Below are 21,000 nucleotides of genomic sequence, written 5' to 3'. Positions count from 1 at the left end.
CGGAACAGCCTGACTCCGGGCATACGAAAAAGTCCCTCACTGGCAATCCTGCCTGGTGAGGGACTTTCCTTCGGTGCGCCACGAGGGATTCGAACCCCCAACCTTCTGATCCGTAGTCAGATGCTCTATCCGTTGAGCTAGTGGCGCATGTCGCCCGGACTCTCGCCCTGCAACTCGAACAACTATACACACCCATTTCGCCGAAGCTCAAATCGTCCTCACGTGCGCTTCGCCACATTTGCACTCAAGGCCAGAGCCGCCTCGGCGAGAGGGGATGAAATCGCAGATTTCAGCGGTCGATCATCACTGCAAGAACACATCAATCAATTGAAACAACACGTCAGTGAATTGCCGCTTTCACGTCAATCGACCCTTGGCTGTGATCCAATGCACATCTTCGAGTGACCGAAACGCGCGCTTTTCGCTTCCGCTCCCATCCTACGGTGGATATGTACCAACCGCTCGACGGACGCCAGCCGCCGGAGACGAAACCCCACACACGACCCACCAGGAGACCACTCATGACTGTCCTCGACCATGATGTCGTCGCTGACCAGCTGAAGAACGCACCGACCGAGAACAAGTCGGTGCTCTCGTTCGTCAGCCGAATCGCCGCCCTGACCACCCCGGATGACATCGTCTGGATCGATGGTTCCGAAGCACAGAAGAACGAGATCGCTGAGAAGCTCGTCGAGGCCGGCACCATCCAGCGTGTCAACGGTACCAAGGACTCCTACTACGCGGCTTCCGACCCCGAGGACGTCGCCCGCGTCGAGGGCCGGACCTACATCTGCTCCGAAGACGAGAAGGACGCCGGTCCGCTCAACAACTGGGTCGCTCCCGCGGAGATGAAGGAAACCCTCAACCCGCTGTTCGAGGGCGCGATGCGCGGACGCACCATGTATGTCATCCCCTTCGTCATGGGCCACGCCGAGGCGGACCAGCCGATGTTCGGCATCGAGGTCACTGATTCGGCCTACGTCGTCCTCTCCATGCTCGTCATGGCTCGCTCGGGCAAGTACGCCCTCGATGCGATCGACGCCCAGGACGCGAAGTTCGTCGAGTGCGTCCACTCCGTCGGCGCTCCGCTGGAAGAGGGACAGGACGATGTCGCCTGGCCCTGCAATACCACGAAGTACATCACTCACTTCCCCGAGGATCGCGCCATCTGGTCCTTTGGTTCCGGCTACGGCGGCAACGCGCTGCTGGGCAAGAAGTGCTACGCGCTGCGCATCGCCTCCGCGATCGCCCGCGACGAGGGCTGGCTCGCCGAGCACATGCTCATCCTCAAGCTGACGAACCCCGAAGGCGTCGTCAAGTACGTCGCCGCCGCGTTCCCGTCGGCCTGCGGCAAGACCAACCTCGCCATGATCGAACCGACCATCCCCGGATGGAAGGCCGAGACCCTCGGTGACGACATCGCATGGATGCGCTTCGGCGAAGACGGCCAGCTCTACGCCGTCAACCCCGAGTTCGGGCTCTTCGGCGTCGCGCCGGGCACCGGTTACACGACGAACCCCACCGCGATGCGCGCCATCGAGGCCGGCGGCAACATCTTCACCAACGTCGCTCTGACCGACGACGGTGACGTGTGGTGGGAAGGCAAGACCGACGAGGCACCTGCCCACCTCACCGACTGGAGGGGCAACGACTGGACTCCCGAGTCCGACACCCCGGCCGCTCACCCGAACTCGCGCTTCTGCACCCCGATCGCGAACGTGCCGACCCTGGCTCCCGAGTGGACCAACCCGAACGGTGTGCCGATCTCGGCCATCCTCTTCGGCGGTCGCCGCAAGACCACGATGCCGCTCGTGACCGAGACCAAGGACTGGACCCACGGTGTGTTCATGGGTTCGGTGCTCTCCTCGGAGACCACCGCAGCTGCCACCGGTGCCGTCGGCGTCGTCCGCCGCGACCCGATGGCGATGCGCCCGTTCATCGGCTACAACGTCGGTGACTACCTGCAGCACTGGATCAACATCGGCAACACCGAGGGTGCCCAGCTGCCGAAGATCTTCTACGTCAACTGGTTCCGCCGCGACGACGACAACTCGTTCCTGTGGCCCGGATTCTCCGAAAACTCGCGCGTTCTCAAATGGGTCTTCGAACGCGTCACCGGCACCGCCGATGCTCAGGAATCCCCACTTGGCCTCACCCCGGTCGAAGGCGGATTGGACACCGAAGGCCTCGATTTCACCGACGAGCAGCTGCGCAAGGCTCTCGCCATCAAGCCCGAAGAGTGGGAGACCGAACTCGGCCTCATCGAGGAATGGTACGCCGAGCTCGGCGATTCGGTTCCGGCCGAACTCCGCGCCGAGGTCGACAACCTCCGCCAGCGCCTCGGCCTCGCCTGAGTCGTTCGGCTGTGTGGCTAGTCTGAGTCGTTTGGCTTCATCGCTGACAGTCTGAGCCGTCCGTCTATCGACAATCCCCCAACCACCGCCGAGGTGGTTGGGGGATTGTCGTATTTCGTTGCGGGTGCGCGTTCGACCGTTTGGGACCCGCCGTTGATTCGTCAGTGCCTCCGGACTGCAGGGCCGAAGCCGCGCAGATTCAGTGATGCGTCGCCTGCGCCGTATGAACCTCACGGAGAAATACCAACACATCACGCGGTTTCGCTTTGAGCTCCCTCAACACGCGATAGGTGACCATCTCCGGCTTCCTGACGGTACCGATCAGCGCGTTCCGATGAGCGGTCGCACCGCGTGCAGTGATCGTTACGACCAGCGCGTCCGGGAGCATCCCTTTCCTCCACTGGAACTCTCCGCCGATGTCGACGATGCCTGACCACGGCGTTGCGAACTGCCTGACCCGCCCGCCAGGCTTCCACCATGAGGACTCCATGCCCCAGCTCGACACGACGAACTGTGGTCGCACAAAGGGAAAGACAAAAGTCCACAACAGCGCTCCAACGCAGAAGAGCACCAAGCCGATGGCGAAGACCACAAGGAGGAAGAAGATCGGCCACCCACCGAAGCCAGGGGACATCGGGTTCCAGGTCGAGGCAGGGGTGACGGTGAAGGTGAGGATGATCGCTCCGACGAACAGCCAGCAGATAAGTGCCATCGCGAAAGTCTTGACCAGGTTGGTCCGCAACACTACGCATCCATCGCGCCGCATTGCCGCATGCCATTGGTCGATGCGCCGGCGATCGGCTTTGCCGATCTCTTTCTGCAGATCGGCAAAATGTCGAGAGTTGTGCGGCGGAGTTCTCACACGACGAGTCTAAGCTGAGCCCGCCACCTGCTCGCACGACGAGTCTGGGCCGAACCCCTCAGGTGCCCATCACTCGCGTCACGCAGCCCCCTCTGACCGAAACGCCCTCGGCGCACGATCTCTACCCGAAACGCGCCTACGCGGCCTTTTGAGCATCGGCCACATCCCACACCGCCAGCGGCACAACCACTCGGCGGTCGCAAAACACCGTCGCAGTGCCATTACGCCCCGGTGCAACTGTAGGAGCAGCCGCTAACGGTGACCGACGGCCATCCAGCTGTGCGTTATGACGCGAACGGTGAGGGATGCTCACCGGGCCAGGTAAGCTCAGGCGCCGTGGAGGGCCGGGACGATGAGGTAGACGCCGAGCAGCACTACTGCTCCGCAGATGCCGAACACCGCCCAGTACCCGACCGGCAGCGCCGAACTGCTGCGGCCCTCCTCGACACGGTCGAGGTGCGCGGCGCGCATCCGCACTCCGACGGAGAACAGCGTGATGACGATGATGGCCGAAACCCATGTCGCGGCCGCAACGATGGCGAAGGAACTCCACTCGATCATTTCGCGTCTCCCTTATCGCTCGCATCGGCCCGGCCGGCATCGGCCCCGGGTGACGATCCGGTCGACGATGAACTGGCATTCGCAGCCTCGGCGGGAACGGCCCCGTTCTTCTTGGCATCACGGTGGGCACGGCGCTTCTCTTTCGCCGCCTGCTTCTCTGCCCAGGCCTCGTAGCGGGCTTCCCGCTTCTCCTGAGCGCGTTTGCGGTTGCGGTCCTTGCGCAGCTTGCGCTTGCGGCCGCGGATGTTGACGGCTTCGCCGACGGTGTCGAAGTTCGAGATGTCCGTCTCCTCGACCCGGCGGGAGCTGATGTAGATCCACAGCACCACGATGACGGCGATGATCGTGTCGACGATGACGCCGATCGTTCCCAGGTGAGCGATGCCGGCGGCGATGCCGCCGACGATCGCGGCTGCCGGGATCGTCAGCAGCCAACCCGAGGCGATCCGTCCGGCCGTCGACCACTGCACGTCGGCGCCCTTGCGGCCCAGGCCCGAACCGAGCACGGAACCGGAGGCGACCTGTGTCGTCGACAGGGCGAAGCCGAGGTGCGAGGAGGCGAGGATGGCCGCAGCCGTCGACGTCTCGGCCGACAGTCCCTGGGCGGGCTTGACCGTCGTCAGTTTCGTGCCGAGGGTGTCGATGATGCGCCAACCGCCGACGTAGGTGCCCAACGCGATCGCCAGAGCACAGGCAGTGATCACCCAGATGTGCGGGCCGGTGCCGTGCTCCTGCAGGTTCGCCGACACGAGCACGAGGGTGATGACGCCCATCGTCTTCTGCGCGTCGTTCGTTCCGTGGGCGAGCGCCACCAGCGAGGACGAGAAGATCTGCCCGTACTTGAATGGTGCACGGCGAGCGGTCTTGCCCTCCTCGTTGCGGCGAGTGATCGCGTAGGCGATCTTCGTGCACAGGTAGGCGCTGAACCCGGCGATGAGCGGGGCCGCCAGAGCCGGGATGACGACCTTCGACAGGAACACTCCGTAGTCGACGGAGCTGAACCCGGCACCGACGATGGCCGCACCGATGAGACCGCCGAAGAGAGCGTGGGACGAGGACGAGGGAAGTCCGAACCGCCATGTCGCCATGTTCCAGATGATGGCGCCGATGAGGCCGGCGAGAATGAATGAGGGGCTGATCTGGACTCCCCCGCCGCCTTCCTTGATGATGCCGCCCGAGATGGTCTTGGCCACCTCGGTGGAGAGGAAGGCTCCGACGAGGTTGAGGATCGCGGCGAGCGTGACCGCAGTCTTGGGTTTGATGGCCCCGGTCGCGATCGGTGTGGCCATGGCATTGGCCGTATCGTGAAAGCCATTGGTGAAGTCGAAGAACAGTGCCAGTGCGATGACGAGCACGACGACGAAGATGATTTCCACTAATCGACCTTGGGTGTAGACACTATTCGGACCGTGGATGATGCAGCTGACGGCCAGCCATCACTATCCCGCAGAAGTCTACCCACAGATTCAACTGCTCTTCACCCGCAATTCGACCCTACTCCACCTCATTCACCTTTTGTTCACTTTTGACGTGCGCAAACGGGCCCCGCCCGGCTGAGAGTGCAATTGCACTCACATTCCGAACGGGGCCCGAACACAGCGATCCCTCGCCGAGGCGGCTCCTCAGTCACGCGTGACGAATCTACTCCGTGACGTACCGATCCGCGACGTCGAGTGCCCGATCCAGGGCGGCGAGCCCGAACCTGACGTCCTCATCCGGAGTGTTCAGCGGCGGCACGACATGGATGCGGTTGAAGTTCGCGAACGGCAGCACGCCGTCGGCCTTGAGCGCTGCGATGACCTCGTTCATCTCCGGTGAGCTGCCGCCGTAGGCTGCCAGCGGCTCCTTCGTCGTCCGGTCTTTGACGAGCTCGACTGCCCAGAAGCAGCCGAGACCCCGCACATCCCCGACCGAGGGGTGACGCTGCGCGATCTCCCGCAGGGCAGGACCGATGATGTCTTCGCCGAGGCGCTCGGCGTTGGCGATCATCCCCTCGTCCTCCATCGCGGTGATCGTCGCGACCGCTGCCGCACAGGCGAGCGGATGTCCCGAGTAGGTCAGTCCGCCCGGGTAGGCCCGATCACGGAAGGTCTCGAAGATCGCATCCGAGATGGCGACCCCGCCGAGCGGGACGTATCCGGAGTTCACGCCCTTGGCGAAGGTGATGAGGTCCGGGGTGACGTCCCAGTGGTCGACGGCGAACCAGCGACCGGTGCGGCCGAAACCGGCCATCACTTCGTCGGCGATGAAGACGATCCCGTACTTCGCCGTCAGCTCGCGCACGCCGGCGAGGTAGCCGGCCGGCGGGGCGTAGATCCCCGCGGTGCCCGGAACGGTCTCGAGGATGAGAGCCGCGATATTGCCGGGCCCCTCGAGGGTGATCATGTCCTCGAGGTGGGCCAGCGCGCGCCGTGTCTCCTCGGCCTCGGAGGTCGAGTCGAAGTACGACCGGTACGGGTAGGCGGGCATGAAGTGGACGATGCCCTCAGCGGAGTAGTCGTTGGCGAACCTGCGCGGGTCGCCGGTGACGTTGACGGCCAGCTGCGTGCCTCCGTGGTAGCTGCGGTAGGCAGAGAGCACCTTCGTCCGACCGGTGTGCAGTCGGGCCATCCGGATCGCGTGCTCGTTCGCGTCGGCTCCCCCGTTCGTGAAGAACACGTGATCGAGGTCGCCCGGGGTGCGTTCGGTGATGAGTCGGGCCGCCTCGGAGCGGGCGCCGTTGACGTGCTGCGGCGCGATGGTGCACAGCCGGCCGGCCTGCTCCTGGATCGCCGCGACGACGGCCGGGTGCTGATGGCCGATATTCGTGTTGACCAGCTGCGATGACATGTCGAGCAGCTTTCGGCCCTCGCCGTCCCAGATGTAGGGGCCGGCGGCGTCGACGATCGTCATCGGGTCGAACGGTCCCTGTGCCTGCCAGGAGTGGAAGACGTGAGCACGGTCGAGCTCGTGGGCACGTCGCCCTGCCTCGATGAGGTCAGGGTCGATCCGGTCGGCACCGGTGCGATCAGCGTCGAGGTGCGATTCGGTGAGCGGGGAATCCGCGGTGGTGGTCATGTCTGGGCTCCTTCGCCGAGGTGGTTCGTCGTTGCGTGAACGCCCGCCCCTTGATCGGGGCGGACGTCCGTGGTGGTCTGTTCAGTCGTTGGTCGGGAAGCCGAGGTTGAGTCCGCCGTGGCTGGGATCGAGCCAGCGTGAGGTCACGACCTTCCCACGGGTGAAGAAGTGGACGCCTTCGTCGCCGTAGGCGTGGGTGTCGCCGAACAGCGAGTTCTTCCACCCGCCGAAGGAGTAGTAGCCCACGGGCACGGGGATCGGGACGTTGATGCCGACCATGCCGACCTCGACTTCGTTCTCGTAGCGGCGGGCCGCTCCCCCGTCGTTGGTGAAGATCGCGGTGCCGTTGCCGTACGGGTTGGCGTTGATGAGATCGAGGCCCTCGTCGTAGCCGGGAACGCGGACGACGCAGAGCACGGGGCCGAAGATCTCGTCTGTGTAGATCGACATGTCGGTGGTCACGTCGTCGAAGAGGGTCGGGTTGAGGAAGAACCCGTCGGCCGGGGTGTTCTCCCGACCGTCGAGCACGACCTTCGCTCCCGCCTCGGCGCCGGCATCGATGTAGCCTGCGACCTTGTCGCGGTGGGCGGCGGTGACGAGCGGTCCCATGTCGGGTTCGGTCGCCCCGTCGCCCACGCGCAGGGTCTTGGTGCGCTCGGCGATCTTCGCCACGAGCTCATCGGCGACGGATTCGACGGCGACGACGACGGAGATCGCCATGCAGCGCTCTCCGGCGGCGCCGTAGCCGGCGTTGACGGCGGCGTCGGCGGCGAGGTCGAGGTCCGCATCGGGCAGGACGAGCATATGGTTCTTCGCTCCGCCGAGTGCCTGGACGCGCTTGCCGGCGGCGGTGCCGTTCTCGTAGACGTATTGTGCGATCGGGGTCGACCCGACGAAGGACACCGAGGCGACGTCGGGGCTGTCGAGGATCGTGTCGACGGCTTCCTTGTCACCATGGACGACGTTGAACACGCCATCGGGCAGGCCGGCTTCCTTCCACAGCTCGGCGAGCCAGTTCGCGGCCGAGGGGTCCTTCTCCGAGGGTTTGAGCACGACGGTGTTTCCGGTGGCGATGGCCACGGGGAAGAACCACATCGGGACCATGGCCGGAAAGTTGAAGGGAGAGATGATCGCGGCGACGCCGATCGGCTGGCGCAGGGAATGGACATCGAGCTTCGTCGACGCGTTCTCCGTATGCCCGCCCCTGAGGTGACCGGCGATGCCGCACGCGAATTCGACGACCTCCTGTCCGCGGGCGACTTCGCCGAGGGCGTCGGAGAGTACCTTGCCGTGTTCGGCGGTGATGATCTCCGCGAGCTCCTGCTTGCGGGCGTTGAGCAGCTCGCGGAAGGAGAAGAGGATGGACGTCCGCCGTGACAGCGAGGTGTCGCGCCAGGCGGGGAATGCGGCGGAGGCTGCGGCGATCGCCGATTCAACGGTGGCCTTCGAACCCAGGGCCACCTGGCCGCTGACGACTCCGGTGGCCGGGTTCGTGATATCGCCGAGGCGGGTGTCGGTGTCCCCGGTGACGGTCTGTCCGTTGATCCAATGGGAGAGCGTTGCCATGAAGGGTCCTTCTGCGTCGTCGGTACGTCGGTTGAGTCCATCCTCTGTCCGCTTTGCCGATCTCGGAAGTGTCAGAACGTCAGAGTCTTCGCCCTCGGCTTTACACTGTGTCAATGGACACTGCACGGGAGTCGAGCGGGACATCGTTGCGCATCGCCGGTCTGCTCGAGTTCGAGGAGATCAAGGCTGCAGAGCCTGCGGTACTTGCCGGCGAGGCAGGCCTCGACCGGGCGATCCGCTGGGTCCACATCGCCGATTCCGAGCATGTCGAGCGCTTCCTCGAGGGTGGGGAGCTCGTGTTGACCACCGCCACGGCCTTCCGCCACTCGCCTGCGGCGATGACGGAGTTCCTCGACCAGCTCGAGCGCGCAGGTGCCGCTGGGACGATCATCGAACTCGTCGATGAGAACTCGACCCACGATGAGAGAGCACGCGAGATCGCGGCCGCGGCCGCCTCGGCGAGGGAACTGCCCGTCATCGTCCTGCCGCGTCGGGTGAAGTTCGTCAGGATCACCGAGCTCGCGCACCGCAGCCTTCTCGCACAGCAGATATCGCGGCTCGAACATGCCCGGGAGATCCACGAGACGTACACGCAGCTGAGCCTCGATCGGGCCGAGGCGCAGACGATCGTCGATCGTACGGCCGAGCTGTTGGGCACGGCGGTGGTCCTCGAGGATGTGTCACATCGGGTGCTCGCGCATTCCGGCCGTGGTTCGCAGGCTCTCGCACAGAAGTGGGTCGACCTTGTCAGCGGTGCGAGTACGACACCCGGCGGCCACGCGCCGGCGCAGTGGCGGCAGACGCCGGTGGGGCTGCGTTCTCGCCGGTGGGGCCGGCTCGTCGTGCCCGGCGCCGCCGAGTCCGTCGCCGATCTCGAGCAGGTCATCGAACGCGCCGGTGAAGCCCTGACGCTGACTCGAATGGCCGATCGCGATGAGCAGGATCTGCTGCTGCAGGCCCAAAGCGGACTGATCCGAGAGATCACGGACTCGGAGGGCATCGACGAGCGTTCAGCACGGGAGCGCGCCCGCTCTCTGGGATTCGCGCCTGCTGACAAGGCCGAACTCACCCCGGTGGTCATCCGCATCGATCGAGAGACCGACACCGATCCGACTCGCGTGCAGCTGCAAGAGCGCGGCCTGACGCAGGAGATCGCCTCTGCCGCCTCGCGCCTCAATCTGTGTCTGCTCATGACGAGCCTGCAGTCGGGTGCGTTCGGGTTCATTGTGGGGCCCGGTCGCGGGAGAAGCCGACGATCACAGCCGAGTCCGCACGGCACTGAGGAGGCCGACGACCGCCTCAACCGCCTCCTCGCCGAACTCGAGGATCTTGCCGCTAGCTGGGTGGTCGGAGTCGGGAGAGGCAGCACCTCCCTGCTGCGCGCCATCGCCGGCCTCGAAGCGGCTTCCCACGTCGCCGAGGTCGCATCGACGCTCGATGTGCGTGAGCGTGCGTTCTACCGCTCCTCGGACGTGCGCATTCGCGGGCTGCTGTCTCTGCTGGCCGAGGACTCGCGACTGCGCGCCTTCGCCGAGGGAGAGCTGGGGCCGCTGCTCGGTGAGGACGGACGTCGGGACGGCGTTCTGCCATCCGCTGGGGACTCCGCAGACGACGGACTGCTCGACTTCCTCGAGCTCTACCTCTCCCATGGCGGCAACAAGTCCGCGATGGCGCGGGCCGGGCACCTGTCTCGGCCCGCGCTCTACGCACGGATCAATCGCCTGCAGGACCGCCTCGGCGTCTCACTCGAGGATGCGGAGTCACGCACGGCATTGCACGTGGCACTGCTGTGGTGGCGGATGTACGGCTGAGGACCGTTCTCGACGGAGTCGGCGACTCCCTCCAGCGGGGTCGTGTGCTGCTCGGGACAGAGCAGGCTTCGATCGGTCGACGGCAATTCAGTCGAACAGGGAGCGAATCGTGTCGGTGATAGGGATTCCGCGTTCGGCCGTCTCGGCGCGATTGGCGTAGCGACGGTCACCGGGCTGACGATTCATACCTGCGTCGCGGAGCATATCGACGAATTCGCGCACCCGAGCGAGGTACGCGTCGTTGCCGCCGCGTTCGGGGTCGATGACGATGAAGAGCTGACCGGTCCGGAAGGTGTGGGCGCCCTCGGGGGCCTCCGCGTCGACCTCATAGGTGAAGGCACCGCCGGTCAGCCCTGCTGCGAGCGTTTCGATCATGAACGACAGCAGCGCACCCTTGTGCCCGCCGATGGGACGGATGCCGCCGCCGTCGAGGATGGCGTTCGGATCCGTGGTGTCCGCGCCGGTCGAGTCGACCCCGGTCCCGACCGGAACCTCCTGGCCCTCTGCCCGCAGCAGCTGCAGATCCCCGTGGGACATCGACGACGTGGAGAAGTCGAAGACGATCGGGTCCGCGTCAGCCACGGGTGTGGCGAAACCGAACGGATTGGTACTGAAGACCGGACGAGTGGCCCCCTCGGGGACAACGGCGAGCTTGCCGCTGGCGATCATCCCCATCGCCACCCGACCGTCGCGTGCAAATGCCTCGAGGTCGGGCCACAGGGCGCTGAAGTGGTGGGTGTTGCGCAGGGCGATGACGGCGACACCGGTGTCGTCGAGCGCCTGGTCGATCGCCGGCCCAGCCTCGGCGAGTGCGGGTTGGGCGAAACCGTTGTGACCGTCGATGCGAATATAGGAAGGGCCGACGACGTCGATGCTCGCTTGCGCGGCCCCATCTGCCCAACCGCGGGTCAGCGAATCGAGATAGCCGGCCACCCGGAAGACTCCGTGGCTGAGGGTACCGTCGCGTTCACAGGTGGCGCAGTTGGTCGCCAGCACGTCGGCCACCGAAGGCGAAGCGCCTGCGGCCACGAGCTTCGCTTCGATGGCCGAGACAAGGTCGTCGAAAGAGATTCGGTCGGGTTCATTCGTCATTGTGTGCTCCTCATGTGCGACTGATCGTGTCGGCGTCGACCACGGCCCTTACTCAGCAGACTATCGCTCGATAGGTCATCGGCCCTGCGGATCCTTGTCCGTTCCTCGGTTCTCGTCTGCGGGTCCCCAGTTCTCGTCTGCGGGTTCCGCAGCGCTCGTGCCGCCGCTCCAGATGTCACCGACGGTAAAGCCGATCGGGAACGGATCGTCGGGCTCGAGGACGAGCTGCTGGAATCCGGTTATCCATCCGCGCCCGGTGATCGAGGGGATCACGGCCGGCAGTCCGCCGATCTCGGTCTCTTCCTTCACCACGGCGGTGAAGGTCGTTCCCAGCATCGATTCGTGGATGAACCGCTGACCGACGGGCAGTTCGCCGCGGGCGTGCTTGGCTGCGACTCGGCCGCTCGTGCCGGTGCCGCAGGGCGAACGGTCGAACGTCCCCGTCCACGTGCTCGGATCGTCGAGGTCGACGATGCCGTTGGGCAGGACGACCGCATTGCGTCCGTCGGTGCCCTCTGTTCGGGCGGGTCCGTGTATCAGCGGCAGACCGATCGAATCGATTTCAGGGATGAGGGGATGCCTCACCTCGAAGGTCTCGTTCGCCGCCTGCCTCAACACGCTGGCAGCCCTGATGATCTCCTTGGCATTGCCAGGATCAAGAGCCACGCCGAGGTTGTCCGCCGCAGTCTGTACGTAGAACTGACCGCCGAAGACGATGTCGACGGGAATCGTCCCGTACCCAGGCACCTCGAGAGGCAGGTCGAGTCCGTGGACGAAAGCCGGGACATTGTCGAAAGTCACCGATTTCGCTCGGCCGGCCTCCACCTCGGCGCGGACCGTGACGACACCGGCGGCGGTGTCGACCCGCAGCTCGGTGACCGGTTCGCTGACGTCGACGGATCCCGTCTCGATCAGCGCCGTGACGGTGCAGATGAGGTTCGATCCGGACATCGGCTTGAACCCGCCCTGCTCCATGACGATCATTCCGAAATCGCAGCTCGGATCCGTCGCAGGCACGACGATCGGCGAGCACAGGCCGGGATAACCGCGGGGTTCGTGAAGGATGAGGTTCCGGAAGTCGTCGAGATGCTCTTCGCAGTAGCGGAGCTTCTCGGCCATCGTCGCACCTTTGACCCGCAGTCCCGAGCCGATGAGCACGCGGCCGGGTTCGCCGGCCGCGTGGACATCGACGGCCTTGATGAGCTGTCTGTTCTTCACGTTCCCTCGCCTCTGTGCGGGCCTCAGTCCACGACTTCGCTGCCAGTGACTTGCTGTGTCTTCATGAGCCCATCCTCGTCCGTTCGGGTCCGTGCGGCGTTGACGTGAATCGTTCAGAACCGGTTCGCGGACACACGAGTGAGCAGTTCACCGGGCAGCGTCGAGCTTCCATCAGTCATGAGTCCGGCAAGCAGCCGAGCAGATCCCGGTGCCAATGTCAGACCGAGCATCGAATGTCCCGAATTGATGTAGGCGTTCTTCACGGAGTCCAGGCGCCCGATGACGGGAAGTCCGTCAGGAGTCATGGGGCGCGACCCAGCCCATGGAGCCAGTTCACCGTGACCGTCGCCCCAATCACAAAATGCTTCCTGAGCCGCACGCCGGATTGCACCGACGCGAACCTCGTTGACGTCGTCGTCCGTGCTGCCGAACTCCATCGTGCCGGCGAGCCTGAGCATGCCGTTCAGCGGAGTGACGGCGACGCGAGCATCTTCGAGGGTCAGGGATGTGCGCAGCTGGATCGGAGCGGGTGAGTAGTCGATGCTGTAGCCCTTGCCCGAGTAGATCGGAATCTTCTGGCCGAGTTGCCGGGCCAACTCGCCGGACGGGACCCCGGCGGAGATGACAAGAGCTTCGGCCTTGATGACCTCCGCGTCGGAGGTGACGACTGCGGTCACGGAGTCGCCGGAGCGAACGAAGCGTCCGACACGAGTGTCTTCTCGCACGACTACGCCGAGATCGGAGAGTTTCACGAGGAGGCCCGCTGTCAGAGAATCGGGTTCGATCTGTCGGTCAGCGGAGAAGGAGAGACCGTGGCGGATGCGATCGCTGAGAGCCGGTTCGGCCTCGCGGACTTCGTCGTCATGCAGTCGCCGCGGCCGGTGGCCTGCGGCCGCGAAAGCAGGCAGGCTCGCACAGTACTCGTCGAAGCGTTCCCGAGTCTCGAAAGCCAACAGCACACCGCGGTCGTACATCTCGAAGTCGATTCCTTGAGCCTGGTACTCATCGAAGAGATCGTTCGCATCCTCGCCGAGGCGCAGGTGGAGGTCGAGTCCGGCTTCGAAGTCGCGTGTGTTGCAGTGCCTGGCCATCCGCAACAGGAATCTGAGATAGCCGGGCGCAAGGGACGGCTTGATCGATAGTGGGCTGTCGGGTTTGAACATCCATCGGATCCCCTGAAGCAGCACCCCTGGGGCAGGCACCGGGGTGCTCTCGGCGATGGCGATCTTTGCGGCATTTCCGTGGGAGGCGCCCGCACCGCAGCGGGCAGCCTCGATGACGGTGACGTCGTGTCCGCTCAGCGCCAGTTCGTAGGCGCTGGTCAGCCCGACCACGCCGCCTCCGATGATGACTGTCTTCAATCGGTTGCCCTCCGTTGGTCCCCGAATCGGCGGTTTCGCCGCCGGATGAGAGCCGACGTCACCGAAGTTGCCTCATGGATGACCATCTATTGAAAGAGACGCTATGCAGTGCTGTCAGGTTCGTCAATGGTCTCAGCCACTCTTCCCGAACAGCCTCAGTCTTCGTAGCGGATTTCGACGCGACGGTTCTTCGCCCTGCCCTCTGGGTCGTCCTTGCCGTTCTTCTCGTTCGACTCGACGGGCTCGGACTCGCCGAAACCCTTTGCCGTCACGTCAAGGTCCGAGTCCTCCGAGGTGAGCACCTCGGCGACGACCTTCGCGCGGTCTTCGGAGAGCTTCTTGTTGTAGTCGTCTTCGCCCTTGGAATCCGTATGCCCGCCGACGGTGATTTCGGAGTCGGTCGGGAGATCCGTGACGAGCTCCTTGATCTTCTTCTTCGCGGCCTCACTCAGTTCGGACGAGTCGAAGTCGAAGAGGATATCGGTGTCGAGCGTGACCACGGTATCGCCGCCACTGGCTTTGGTCGTCTCCACGTCCTCGATGCCTTTGTCCAGGTCATAGATCTCCGGTTCGAGTTCGACGATGCTCTTGTCGATCTGCGACTGGTCGGGATCGGTGAAGTCCTCCGGAGTCGGGGCATCTCGGTTGGCGATGTCCTGCGAAGTCACTGAGTCTGCGAACGCGAGTGCGGGTGGGCCGGCGACGACAATGCCGGCAGCAAGAATCACCGCTGCAGGACCGACGGCTGCCGGCTTCACGAGATCTTCACTCCGGTGGCGAGGTTCATACCGTCGACGACGGAGACCTCGACCTCGTCGACATCCGGCGGCGGGGCCGCGAAGACAGCGAAGGCGTAGTGGGTCTGGCCGGGTTTGAACTTTGTCTGTTGGACATCCGTCTGCGCTCGCTGCGGGAACTTATCCAACACGTTGTGCTTGCGCAGGTTCTGCAAGTCGACAAGGAACGGCGCCCAGCTCCCGCCCAGATAGCCGTAGAGATCGTCACCGTCGTCGTCCTCGTCGGTCTGATCAGAGTTCACACTGAACGCGAACTGCGCCACGACCGTCTCGCCCTGACGCTTCAGCGGGAACAGCTCGACAGTCATCGTTGCCTTGTCATCGCCGTCGACGGCGGCGGGGGTCTCCTGGGAAGCGACAGGATCGGGAAGATCCTTCGGGTCGAGGCCGGCCGCCTCGGCGGATCCGGTTTCACCCTTCGAACCTGCGGCTTCTCCGGACTCCTGCGCGGCGCCTTGGGTCTCGGCGCCCTGGGCGTTCGGCTCCTCTGCGTCATCTCCGGACGAGCAGGCGGTCAGGGTCAGCGCCAGAGCGGCGGCGGCAGCGGACAGAGCGGTCCTGCGGATCAGGGGCATAGCGATGAGAGTTCTCCTCAGTACTCGCCGGAGCAACATCTCTGCTGGTGAGCTCCGGTGGCGCGGGGCGGACGCGGATCACCGTACCCCGGACAAGTGAACTTTCACTACATCGAACGTAAGTCGAGACGAACAGAAACGCAGAACCCCTGCGACCTGATCCAGATCGCAGGGGTTCTGCCAAACGCGGAGCCGGTGGGATTTGAACCCACGGTCCCCCTATTGGAGGACTTCACCTTAGCAGGGTGACGCTTTCGGCCGCTCAGCCACGACTCCATCCGCAATGCTGCGATCTGTTCCGGCGAATCGCACACCGACAGACCCTCCAGCACTACGGGATACAGCCTAAGGGAAAGGAGCCATCCAGGGCAAAGCGCAACTGTGGACAGTGGCCTTCGTCATAGTCGAACCGACCCGTCATGGGCGCGAATCCGGGCCGAACGTTCCCTTTGTACCGCTCCCCCACACCGGAATTCCAGCATTCATCAATGTCCAGGCGTAAAATCGGCGTGATGTGCTTTGCGGTCTGGTCTCAGATCCTCGCAGAAACACCGGTCGGAAATCCGATGCCCGCGGTGTGCCCTGCGCCGGAGTCGAGAACGGCGAGCGGGCCGTATTGCACGAGCAGACAGTTTTTTGAGGAGTAGACAACTTGCCAGAGTTTCCCCCTGACAAGCGCGGACCGCATGGGCGCGACCCCGATACCCAGACAACAGGTCGTCGGCTCCGGGCCTCCTCTCGCCCCCGGTTCCGCGGCGACACCGCCGCCAGTGAAAGCGACTCGCCACCGCAGTCGAGCTCACCGCAGCAGAATTCTCGACCGACCGAGCCTCGCCGCTCGGGATCCCAGCGTCACGACTCTCAGCAGCTGCCGACCTCGTCGGTGAACCCTCGTCAGTCCCGCACGAACTCGGACCAGAATTCCGGTCAGGACTCCACACGGTCCGCCGACGCCCGATCCGACTATTCATTCCGCACAAGCTCCCGCGGATCCGGAGATCAATCGGACAACCGACTCGGCGACAGCACCCGGGACGCAGGAACTTCGTCCCGCTCGCCGCATGCACCGCCTCCGCGTCCGGTCGCCCCGCGCACTCGCCGCGAAGCCCGAATGCTGCGTGCAGCCGCCGCCAGCGGAGCCTCTGCGGCCGGAGTGGCCGCGGCAGCAAGCTCGAACACACAGGACGATCCGGGCGCCGGTTCACGGCGCGATCCTGCCCACGATGCTCCGCGCACCTTCGCATGGGACGAATCGGCCGCCTCGGCGAGAGATTCTCGCGATGACAGCCACGCTGACACCGACACCGACACGGACTCCGCCCCGACGACGCGACGTGACGCGCGCGAACGGCACGCGGCCGGATCCCGCGGCCGGGGCCGGAAGAAGCCATCCGCCGCACGAGGCGCCCGCAGCGCCGCGGCTGCAGCAGCGGTCGGCACGGCAGCCGCAGCCGCAGCCGGCGCATCGTCTGCCGCGAGAGCAGCCGACGACAACGGCTCCGCCCACGACGAGAAGTCCACCGGTCACGAACCGGGACGGGCCCGCCGCCATTCCTCCCGCCTCGGCGAATCGTTCCCCAGCCTCGTCGGCTGGACCTCTCTGAGTACCCTGCTGCCCGGCGTCGGACTGCTGCGCACACGCTTCCGGCCCGCCGGGCTCATCGTCTTCGGTCTCTTCGTCATCACTCTGCTCGTCGGGCTCGTCTATCTGCTGGTCAAGGGACCGGTGCGTGCGGTCGCCACGATCGTCGCCAGTCCCTCGCTGCTCAACTTCCTCGCCATCGCCGCCGTGCTCGTGGCCGTGATCTGGATCCTCGTGATGGTCGTGTCCCACCTCGGGCTGCGCCGCGGTCACCGATACCGGCCCTGGCAGAACAAGATGGCCGGCGTCCTCGTCGTCTCCCTCGCCCTCATCATCGGCATCCCGCTGGGCGTCGGCTCGGTCTTCGCCCGCGTGCAGTCCGACACGGTCGCCAGCCTCTTCGGCGACAGCACCGGCAAAGCCCACAGCGCCGAGGACCTCTGGGCGGACAAGCCCTATATCAACGTCTTCCTCATGGGCCGCGACAACGGCGACGACCGTGAAGGCACCCGCCCGGACACGATGCTCGTGGCCTCCATCGACACGAAGACCGGCAATGCCGCGCTCATCTCCGTGCCCCGTAACCTCGCGTTCCCGGTCTTCCCCGAAGGCAGCGAACTCGAAAAGGCCTGGCCAGACGGATTCCGTCCCTCCGGCGACTCCTCTGAGGACCTCATCAACGCCGTGTGGCAGTGGGGCGAACAGAACCCGGATCAGATCGGCAATGCGCACGGTCTCGAACCTGGAATGTGGACGACGATGCAGGCCGTCGAAGGCTCCTTGGGCCTCAAACTCGACTATTGGGCCTCGGTCGACATGGCCGGATTCGAAGACGTCGTCGACGCCATCGGCGGAGTCAAGATCGACGTCGAACGCCCGATCCCGATGGGCGGCGGAAAATCGATGTCGGGTGTGAAGAACGAGATCTACGGCTGGGTCGATCCGGGCCCGCAGACCCTTAAGGGCAAGGACGCACTCTGGTACGTCCGCTCCCGCGAAGGCAGCGACAACTACGACCGCATGTGCCGTCAGCAGCGCATGCTCAAGACGACGCTCGAACAGGTCGATCCGCAGGAGATCGCCACGGCCTACCCGAAGCTCGCGAACTCCGCGACGCGGAACATCGCCACCTCGATCCCGCAGAACGAGATCCCTGCCTTCATCGAGCTCGCGCTGATGATGCAGAAGGGCGATGTCACCACGGTGCAGATCAACAACGACGTCACCCCCACCTATGACCCCGACTACGATGTGCTCCACAAGTGGATCCTCGGCGAGGTCAAGGGCGCATCCGACGGCGAGGAGACCCCGAAGCCGACGAACGACGGCAGCAAGTCCCAGGAATCCGAGGACAGCGCGGATTCGACCGAGGACAGCACTGAAGACACCGCCACCGAGGAACCCGCCGATTCCGCGGATGGATCCACGGATGAGGCCGGCGCCGAGGCGGACGCCACCGAAGCGGCTACGCCGGGTGAGCCCAACGCCGAAGGCAAGTGCTACCCGAAGGGCTTCAAGCCCGGTGACGACTTCCCCGGCTACCCCGGACCCAACGGCGGAACCGGCGAGCAGGGGTGAGCCAGGCTCCACAGACTCCTGCCCCCGCGGTCGCGATCATCGGTGTCGGACCGCGGGGTCTCACCGTTCTGGAGAGACTCGTGGCTCTGGCTGCGAAACGCTTCGCCGGAGCTGCCGAGGCCGCGCTGACCATCCACCTCATCGATCCGTACCCGCCCGGAGCGGGAATCGTGTGGCGCACCGACCAGCCCGAGTCTCTGCTGATGAACACCACCATCGCCGAGCAGACCGTCTTCCCCGACTCCAGCTGCAGCTTCCTCGGCGCCGACGAAGCGCCGACCGGACCGTCCATGGCCGACTGGTACCTTGCCAACGGCGGCACCGAACCGCTGCACTCGACCTTCCCCAGCCGCAGCCTCTACGGCCGCTACCTCCGCGACGCCTACCGGCGCATCCGCGAGGGCGCACCGGACTTCATCGAGATCGTCGAACACCCGACGAAGGCCGAATCTGTCATCGACCTGCCCGCGATGGACCTCCCCCCATCGGTGGCAGAGAGTTCACGGGCCACTGTCCCCGAGCAGCTCGTGCGCTGCCAGAACGGCACGACGATCGTCGCCAGCGCCGTCGTGCTCGCCGTCGGTCACATCCCCAGCGCCCAGCCGGAGGAGCGCGCCCGCCTCGCCGCTTTCGCCGAACTGGGCGGCGGGCTGTACCTGCCGCAGGGTCTGCCCGCGGAAACCCCCGTCACCGAGGTGGCCCCCGGTGAGCGGGTCATCGTCCGAGGCATGGGGCTCAACTACTTCGACCTGCAGACCCTGTTCACTCATGAGCGCGGCGGCCGCTACGAGGCGCAGCCCGGCGGACTGCTGCGGTATGTACCCAGTGGTGACGAACCGCAGTTGGCGCTGGGATCACGACGTGGAATCCCGTACCGCAGCAAACCGATCTGTCATGAACATCCTCGCCGGGACTGGCCCCTGCGGTATTTCACGAAGGACAATATCGCTCTGCTCGCCGGGATCGAGGACCTCGACGGGGAACGCAAGGCCGGTGCTCGATTCAATGATCAGCTGTGGCCGCTCATCCTCGCCGACCTGCGTCTGGCGTACTACCACACGCTCTCCCAGGTCCGCCCCGAAGCATTCGCCGATGACCCCGGCCAGCTGCGCGAGGCTATCGGCGAAGCCGTCTCGCGCCACCTGACCCGACGCACCTGGCAGGAGACCCACCCGCAGTCGGGCGAAGTCGGTTCGTCCGAGGATCGGGCCGCTGCGACCGCTCGTACTGCGGCAAGCGCCACGGCGACGTCCAGCGCTGCACGAACAGCCAGCGCCACGACCACCGAGGATGCCGCCCGCCAAGGTCGCGTCACCCGCGAGGCCTTCGCCTGGTCGGAGATCGAAGAGGCACTCGTGCCCGATCCCGCCGACCGCATGTCCCTGCACACCCTGCTCAACCCGCTCGAAGGTGAACTCTTCACCAGCCGTGAGCCGGGAGTAGCGGGCTCTCTGCACGAGTGGATGCTCGACTTCCTGCGCACTGACCTGCGCAGCTCTCTGGCAGGTCCGACCGGCAGCCCGGAGAAGGCACTCTTCACCGTGCTGTGGCAGTCCCGACTGCTGCTCAAGGAGCTCATCGTCGCAGGCCACATCGATCGCGTGAGCATCGACATGGAGATCCTCGGCTGGTTCGAGGGCTTCGTCTCCGGCATCTGCGATGGGCCTCCCCCACAGCGGATCGCCGAACTCATCGCCCTCGCCGAGGCGGGAATCGTGACCTTCATCGGCCCCGATATGCGCATCGAAGAGAACCCGGACGCACTCCGTGGGACCTCGGATGCACCCGAAGCCGAAGCAGAGAATGCAAGTTCCGGCATCGCCGCACGCCCGGACGGGTCCGAGAATCCCATTTCCGCGGTGCAGGGGCTCACCGATGAGGCGCAGGGGCCGCGGCCGGAGATCTTCACGGTCACCTCGGCGCAGGCCGCCGGAGCGATCACGGGCAGCGTCGTCATCGATGCCGCGTCCCCGACAAACTCCGTCTCACGTGCCGCCGACGTCCTGCTGTACGGGATGCTCGAACGCGGTCAGCTCACCGCGGCCCGTCTGACCTTGGACGACGGTCGGGAGAAGTTCCTCAACGGACTCGCGCTCACGTCTCGGCCGTATCGCACGATCGATGTCGAGGGCAACGTCCACCCGCGCCGGTTCGCTCTGTCGATCCAGCTGTCGTCGAAGCAGTGGGGCCTCGCGATCGCAGCCAATCCGGGAACGAACGCAGCCACGCTCAACGATTCGCACGCCGCAGCCGAGGCGATCCTCGACCTCCTCTGAGACCCCGCAGGCTCTCCCCGGAGGCCAATCGCCACGAACTCTCGGTCCACCCGCGACCCAGCGGACGCCGACGACTCAGTTCGGCCAGCGCCCCACACCAGGCAGTTGCCGAACTCCACGCCGCACAATGCACGAGGCCGGGTTCGATACACCCTGCTCTGTAATGCACAGGGAGGAAAGTGAGCATTTCAGAAATGGGTGTCCCGAAACGGACTCGGGGGCCGAGCACCGAATGCGAGCAGCCCAGTCTGGGGTGAATGGCCCTGTTTCAAACATGGGCTATTCAACTCAGACTGGGCTGTTCGCAGAG

The 21,000-nt window shown here is 65.2% G+C and carries 15 protein-coding genes and 2 tRNA genes; 5 read left to right on the top strand and 12 right to left on the bottom strand.

Features of this window, described 5'->3' with window-relative positions:
• Nucleotides 1-74: 74 nt before the first annotated feature.
• Nucleotides 75-147, bottom strand: a tRNA-Arg gene (locus tag ACSBQT_RS10530).
• 75 nt (nt 148-222) lie between these two features.
• Here ACSBQT_RS10530 and ACSBQT_RS10525 point away from each other — a divergent pair.
• Entirely contained in the window at nt 223-405 is a 183-nt protein-coding gene (locus tag ACSBQT_RS10525; protein ID WP_410708863.1) for a hypothetical protein, read from the top strand.
• A 116-nt stretch (nt 406-521) separates the two neighbouring features.
• A complete protein-coding gene (locus ACSBQT_RS10520; RefSeq protein ID WP_025777640.1) occupies nt 522-2,354 on the top strand; it encodes a phosphoenolpyruvate carboxykinase (GTP) in 1,833 nt (610 codons plus the stop codon).
• A gap of 199 nt (nt 2,355-2,553) precedes the next feature.
• Here ACSBQT_RS10520 and ACSBQT_RS10515 read toward each other — a convergent pair whose 3' ends face one another.
• From ACSBQT_RS10515 to ACSBQT_RS10495, 5 genes are all read right to left on the bottom strand, one after another.
• Nucleotides 2,554-3,216 carry a hypothetical protein gene (locus ACSBQT_RS10515; RefSeq protein ID WP_410708865.1) on the bottom strand — a complete coding sequence of 221 codons (663 nt, stop codon included), beginning with the start codon at nt 3,214-3,216 and terminating at the stop codon, nt 2,554-2,556.
• A gap of 327 nt (nt 3,217-3,543) precedes the next feature.
• Nucleotides 3,544-3,777: a hypothetical protein gene (locus ACSBQT_RS10510; RefSeq protein WP_172171696.1), complete on the bottom strand. Its 234-nt coding sequence runs from the start codon at nt 3,775-3,777 to the stop codon at nt 3,544-3,546.
• Nucleotides 3,774-5,153 carry an inorganic phosphate transporter gene (locus ACSBQT_RS10505; RefSeq protein WP_410708866.1) on the bottom strand — a complete coding sequence of 460 codons (1,380 nt, stop codon included), beginning with the start codon at nt 5,151-5,153 and terminating at the stop codon, nt 3,774-3,776. Before ACSBQT_RS10505 ends, ACSBQT_RS10510 begins: the two co-directional genes overlap by 4 nt.
• Before the next feature lie 265 nt (nt 5,154-5,418).
• Nucleotides 5,419-6,834: an aspartate aminotransferase family protein gene (locus ACSBQT_RS10500; RefSeq protein ID WP_410708868.1), complete on the bottom strand. Its 1,416-nt coding sequence runs from the start codon at nt 6,832-6,834 to the stop codon at nt 5,419-5,421.
• A gap of 81 nt (nt 6,835-6,915) precedes the next feature.
• Nucleotides 6,916-8,400, bottom strand: coding sequence for a CoA-acylating methylmalonate-semialdehyde dehydrogenase (locus tag ACSBQT_RS10495; RefSeq protein WP_410708869.1), 1,485 nt, complete (start codon nt 8,398-8,400; stop codon nt 6,916-6,918).
• A 113-nt stretch (nt 8,401-8,513) separates the two neighbouring features.
• Between ACSBQT_RS10495 and ACSBQT_RS10490 the strand changes: the two genes are divergently transcribed.
• Nucleotides 8,514-10,211, top strand: coding sequence for a PucR family transcriptional regulator ligand-binding domain-containing protein (locus ACSBQT_RS10490; RefSeq protein WP_410708870.1), 1,698 nt, complete (start codon nt 8,514-8,516; stop codon nt 10,209-10,211).
• 87 nt (nt 10,212-10,298) lie between these two features.
• Here ACSBQT_RS10490 and ACSBQT_RS10485 read toward each other — a convergent pair whose 3' ends face one another.
• The 6 genes from ACSBQT_RS10485 to ACSBQT_RS10460 all read right to left on the bottom strand — a co-directional run bounded on the left by ACSBQT_RS10485 (nt 10,299) and on the right by ACSBQT_RS10460 (nt 15,530).
• Nucleotides 10,299-11,303, bottom strand: a complete 1,005-nt coding sequence (locus ACSBQT_RS10485) for an Ldh family oxidoreductase (RefSeq protein WP_410708872.1) — start codon at nt 11,301-11,303, stop codon at nt 10,299-10,301.
• Nucleotides 11,304-11,378: 75 nt separating this feature from the next.
• Nucleotides 11,379-12,521 (bottom strand): proline racemase family protein, encoded by a 1,143-nt coding sequence (locus ACSBQT_RS10480; RefSeq protein WP_410708873.1) that lies wholly within the window; start codon nt 12,519-12,521, stop codon nt 11,379-11,381.
• A 113-nt stretch (nt 12,522-12,634) separates the two neighbouring features.
• Entirely contained in the window at nt 12,635-13,882 is a 1,248-nt protein-coding gene (locus tag ACSBQT_RS10475; RefSeq protein ID WP_410708874.1) for an FAD-dependent oxidoreductase, read from the bottom strand.
• Between the two features lie 155 nt (nt 13,883-14,037).
• Nucleotides 14,038-14,640 carry an OmpA family protein gene (locus ACSBQT_RS10470; protein ID WP_410708875.1) on the bottom strand — a complete coding sequence of 201 codons (603 nt, stop codon included), beginning with the start codon at nt 14,638-14,640 and terminating at the stop codon, nt 14,038-14,040.
• Nucleotides 14,637-15,254 carry a hypothetical protein gene (locus ACSBQT_RS10465; protein ID WP_435001696.1) on the bottom strand — a complete coding sequence of 206 codons (618 nt, stop codon included), beginning with the start codon at nt 15,252-15,254 and terminating at the stop codon, nt 14,637-14,639. The genes ACSBQT_RS10470 and ACSBQT_RS10465 overlap by 4 nt, the downstream gene beginning before the upstream one ends.
• Nucleotides 15,255-15,441: 187 nt before the next feature.
• A tRNA-Ser gene (locus ACSBQT_RS10460) sits at nt 15,442-15,530 on the bottom strand.
• 835 nt (nt 15,531-16,365) lie between these two features.
• Here ACSBQT_RS10460 and ACSBQT_RS10455 point away from each other — a divergent pair.
• Together ACSBQT_RS10455 and ACSBQT_RS10450 are read left to right on the top strand one after the other, a co-directional pair.
• Nucleotides 16,366-18,414, top strand: coding sequence for an LCP family protein (locus ACSBQT_RS10455; protein ID WP_435001695.1), 2,049 nt, complete (start codon nt 16,366-16,368; stop codon nt 18,412-18,414).
• Entirely contained in the window at nt 18,411-20,690 is a 2,280-nt protein-coding gene (locus ACSBQT_RS10450; protein WP_410708878.1) for an FAD/NAD(P)-binding protein, read from the top strand. The genes ACSBQT_RS10455 and ACSBQT_RS10450 overlap by 4 nt, the downstream gene beginning before the upstream one ends.
• The last annotated feature ends 310 nt before the right edge of the window (nt 20,691-21,000 follow it).

It is taken from the genome of Brevibacterium sp. H602, from assembly GCF_051172395.1.
Taxonomy (GTDB): domain Bacteria; phylum Actinomycetota; class Actinomycetes; order Actinomycetales; family Brevibacteriaceae; genus Brevibacterium.
This window is presented reverse-complemented; position numbering and strand designations above follow the sequence as displayed.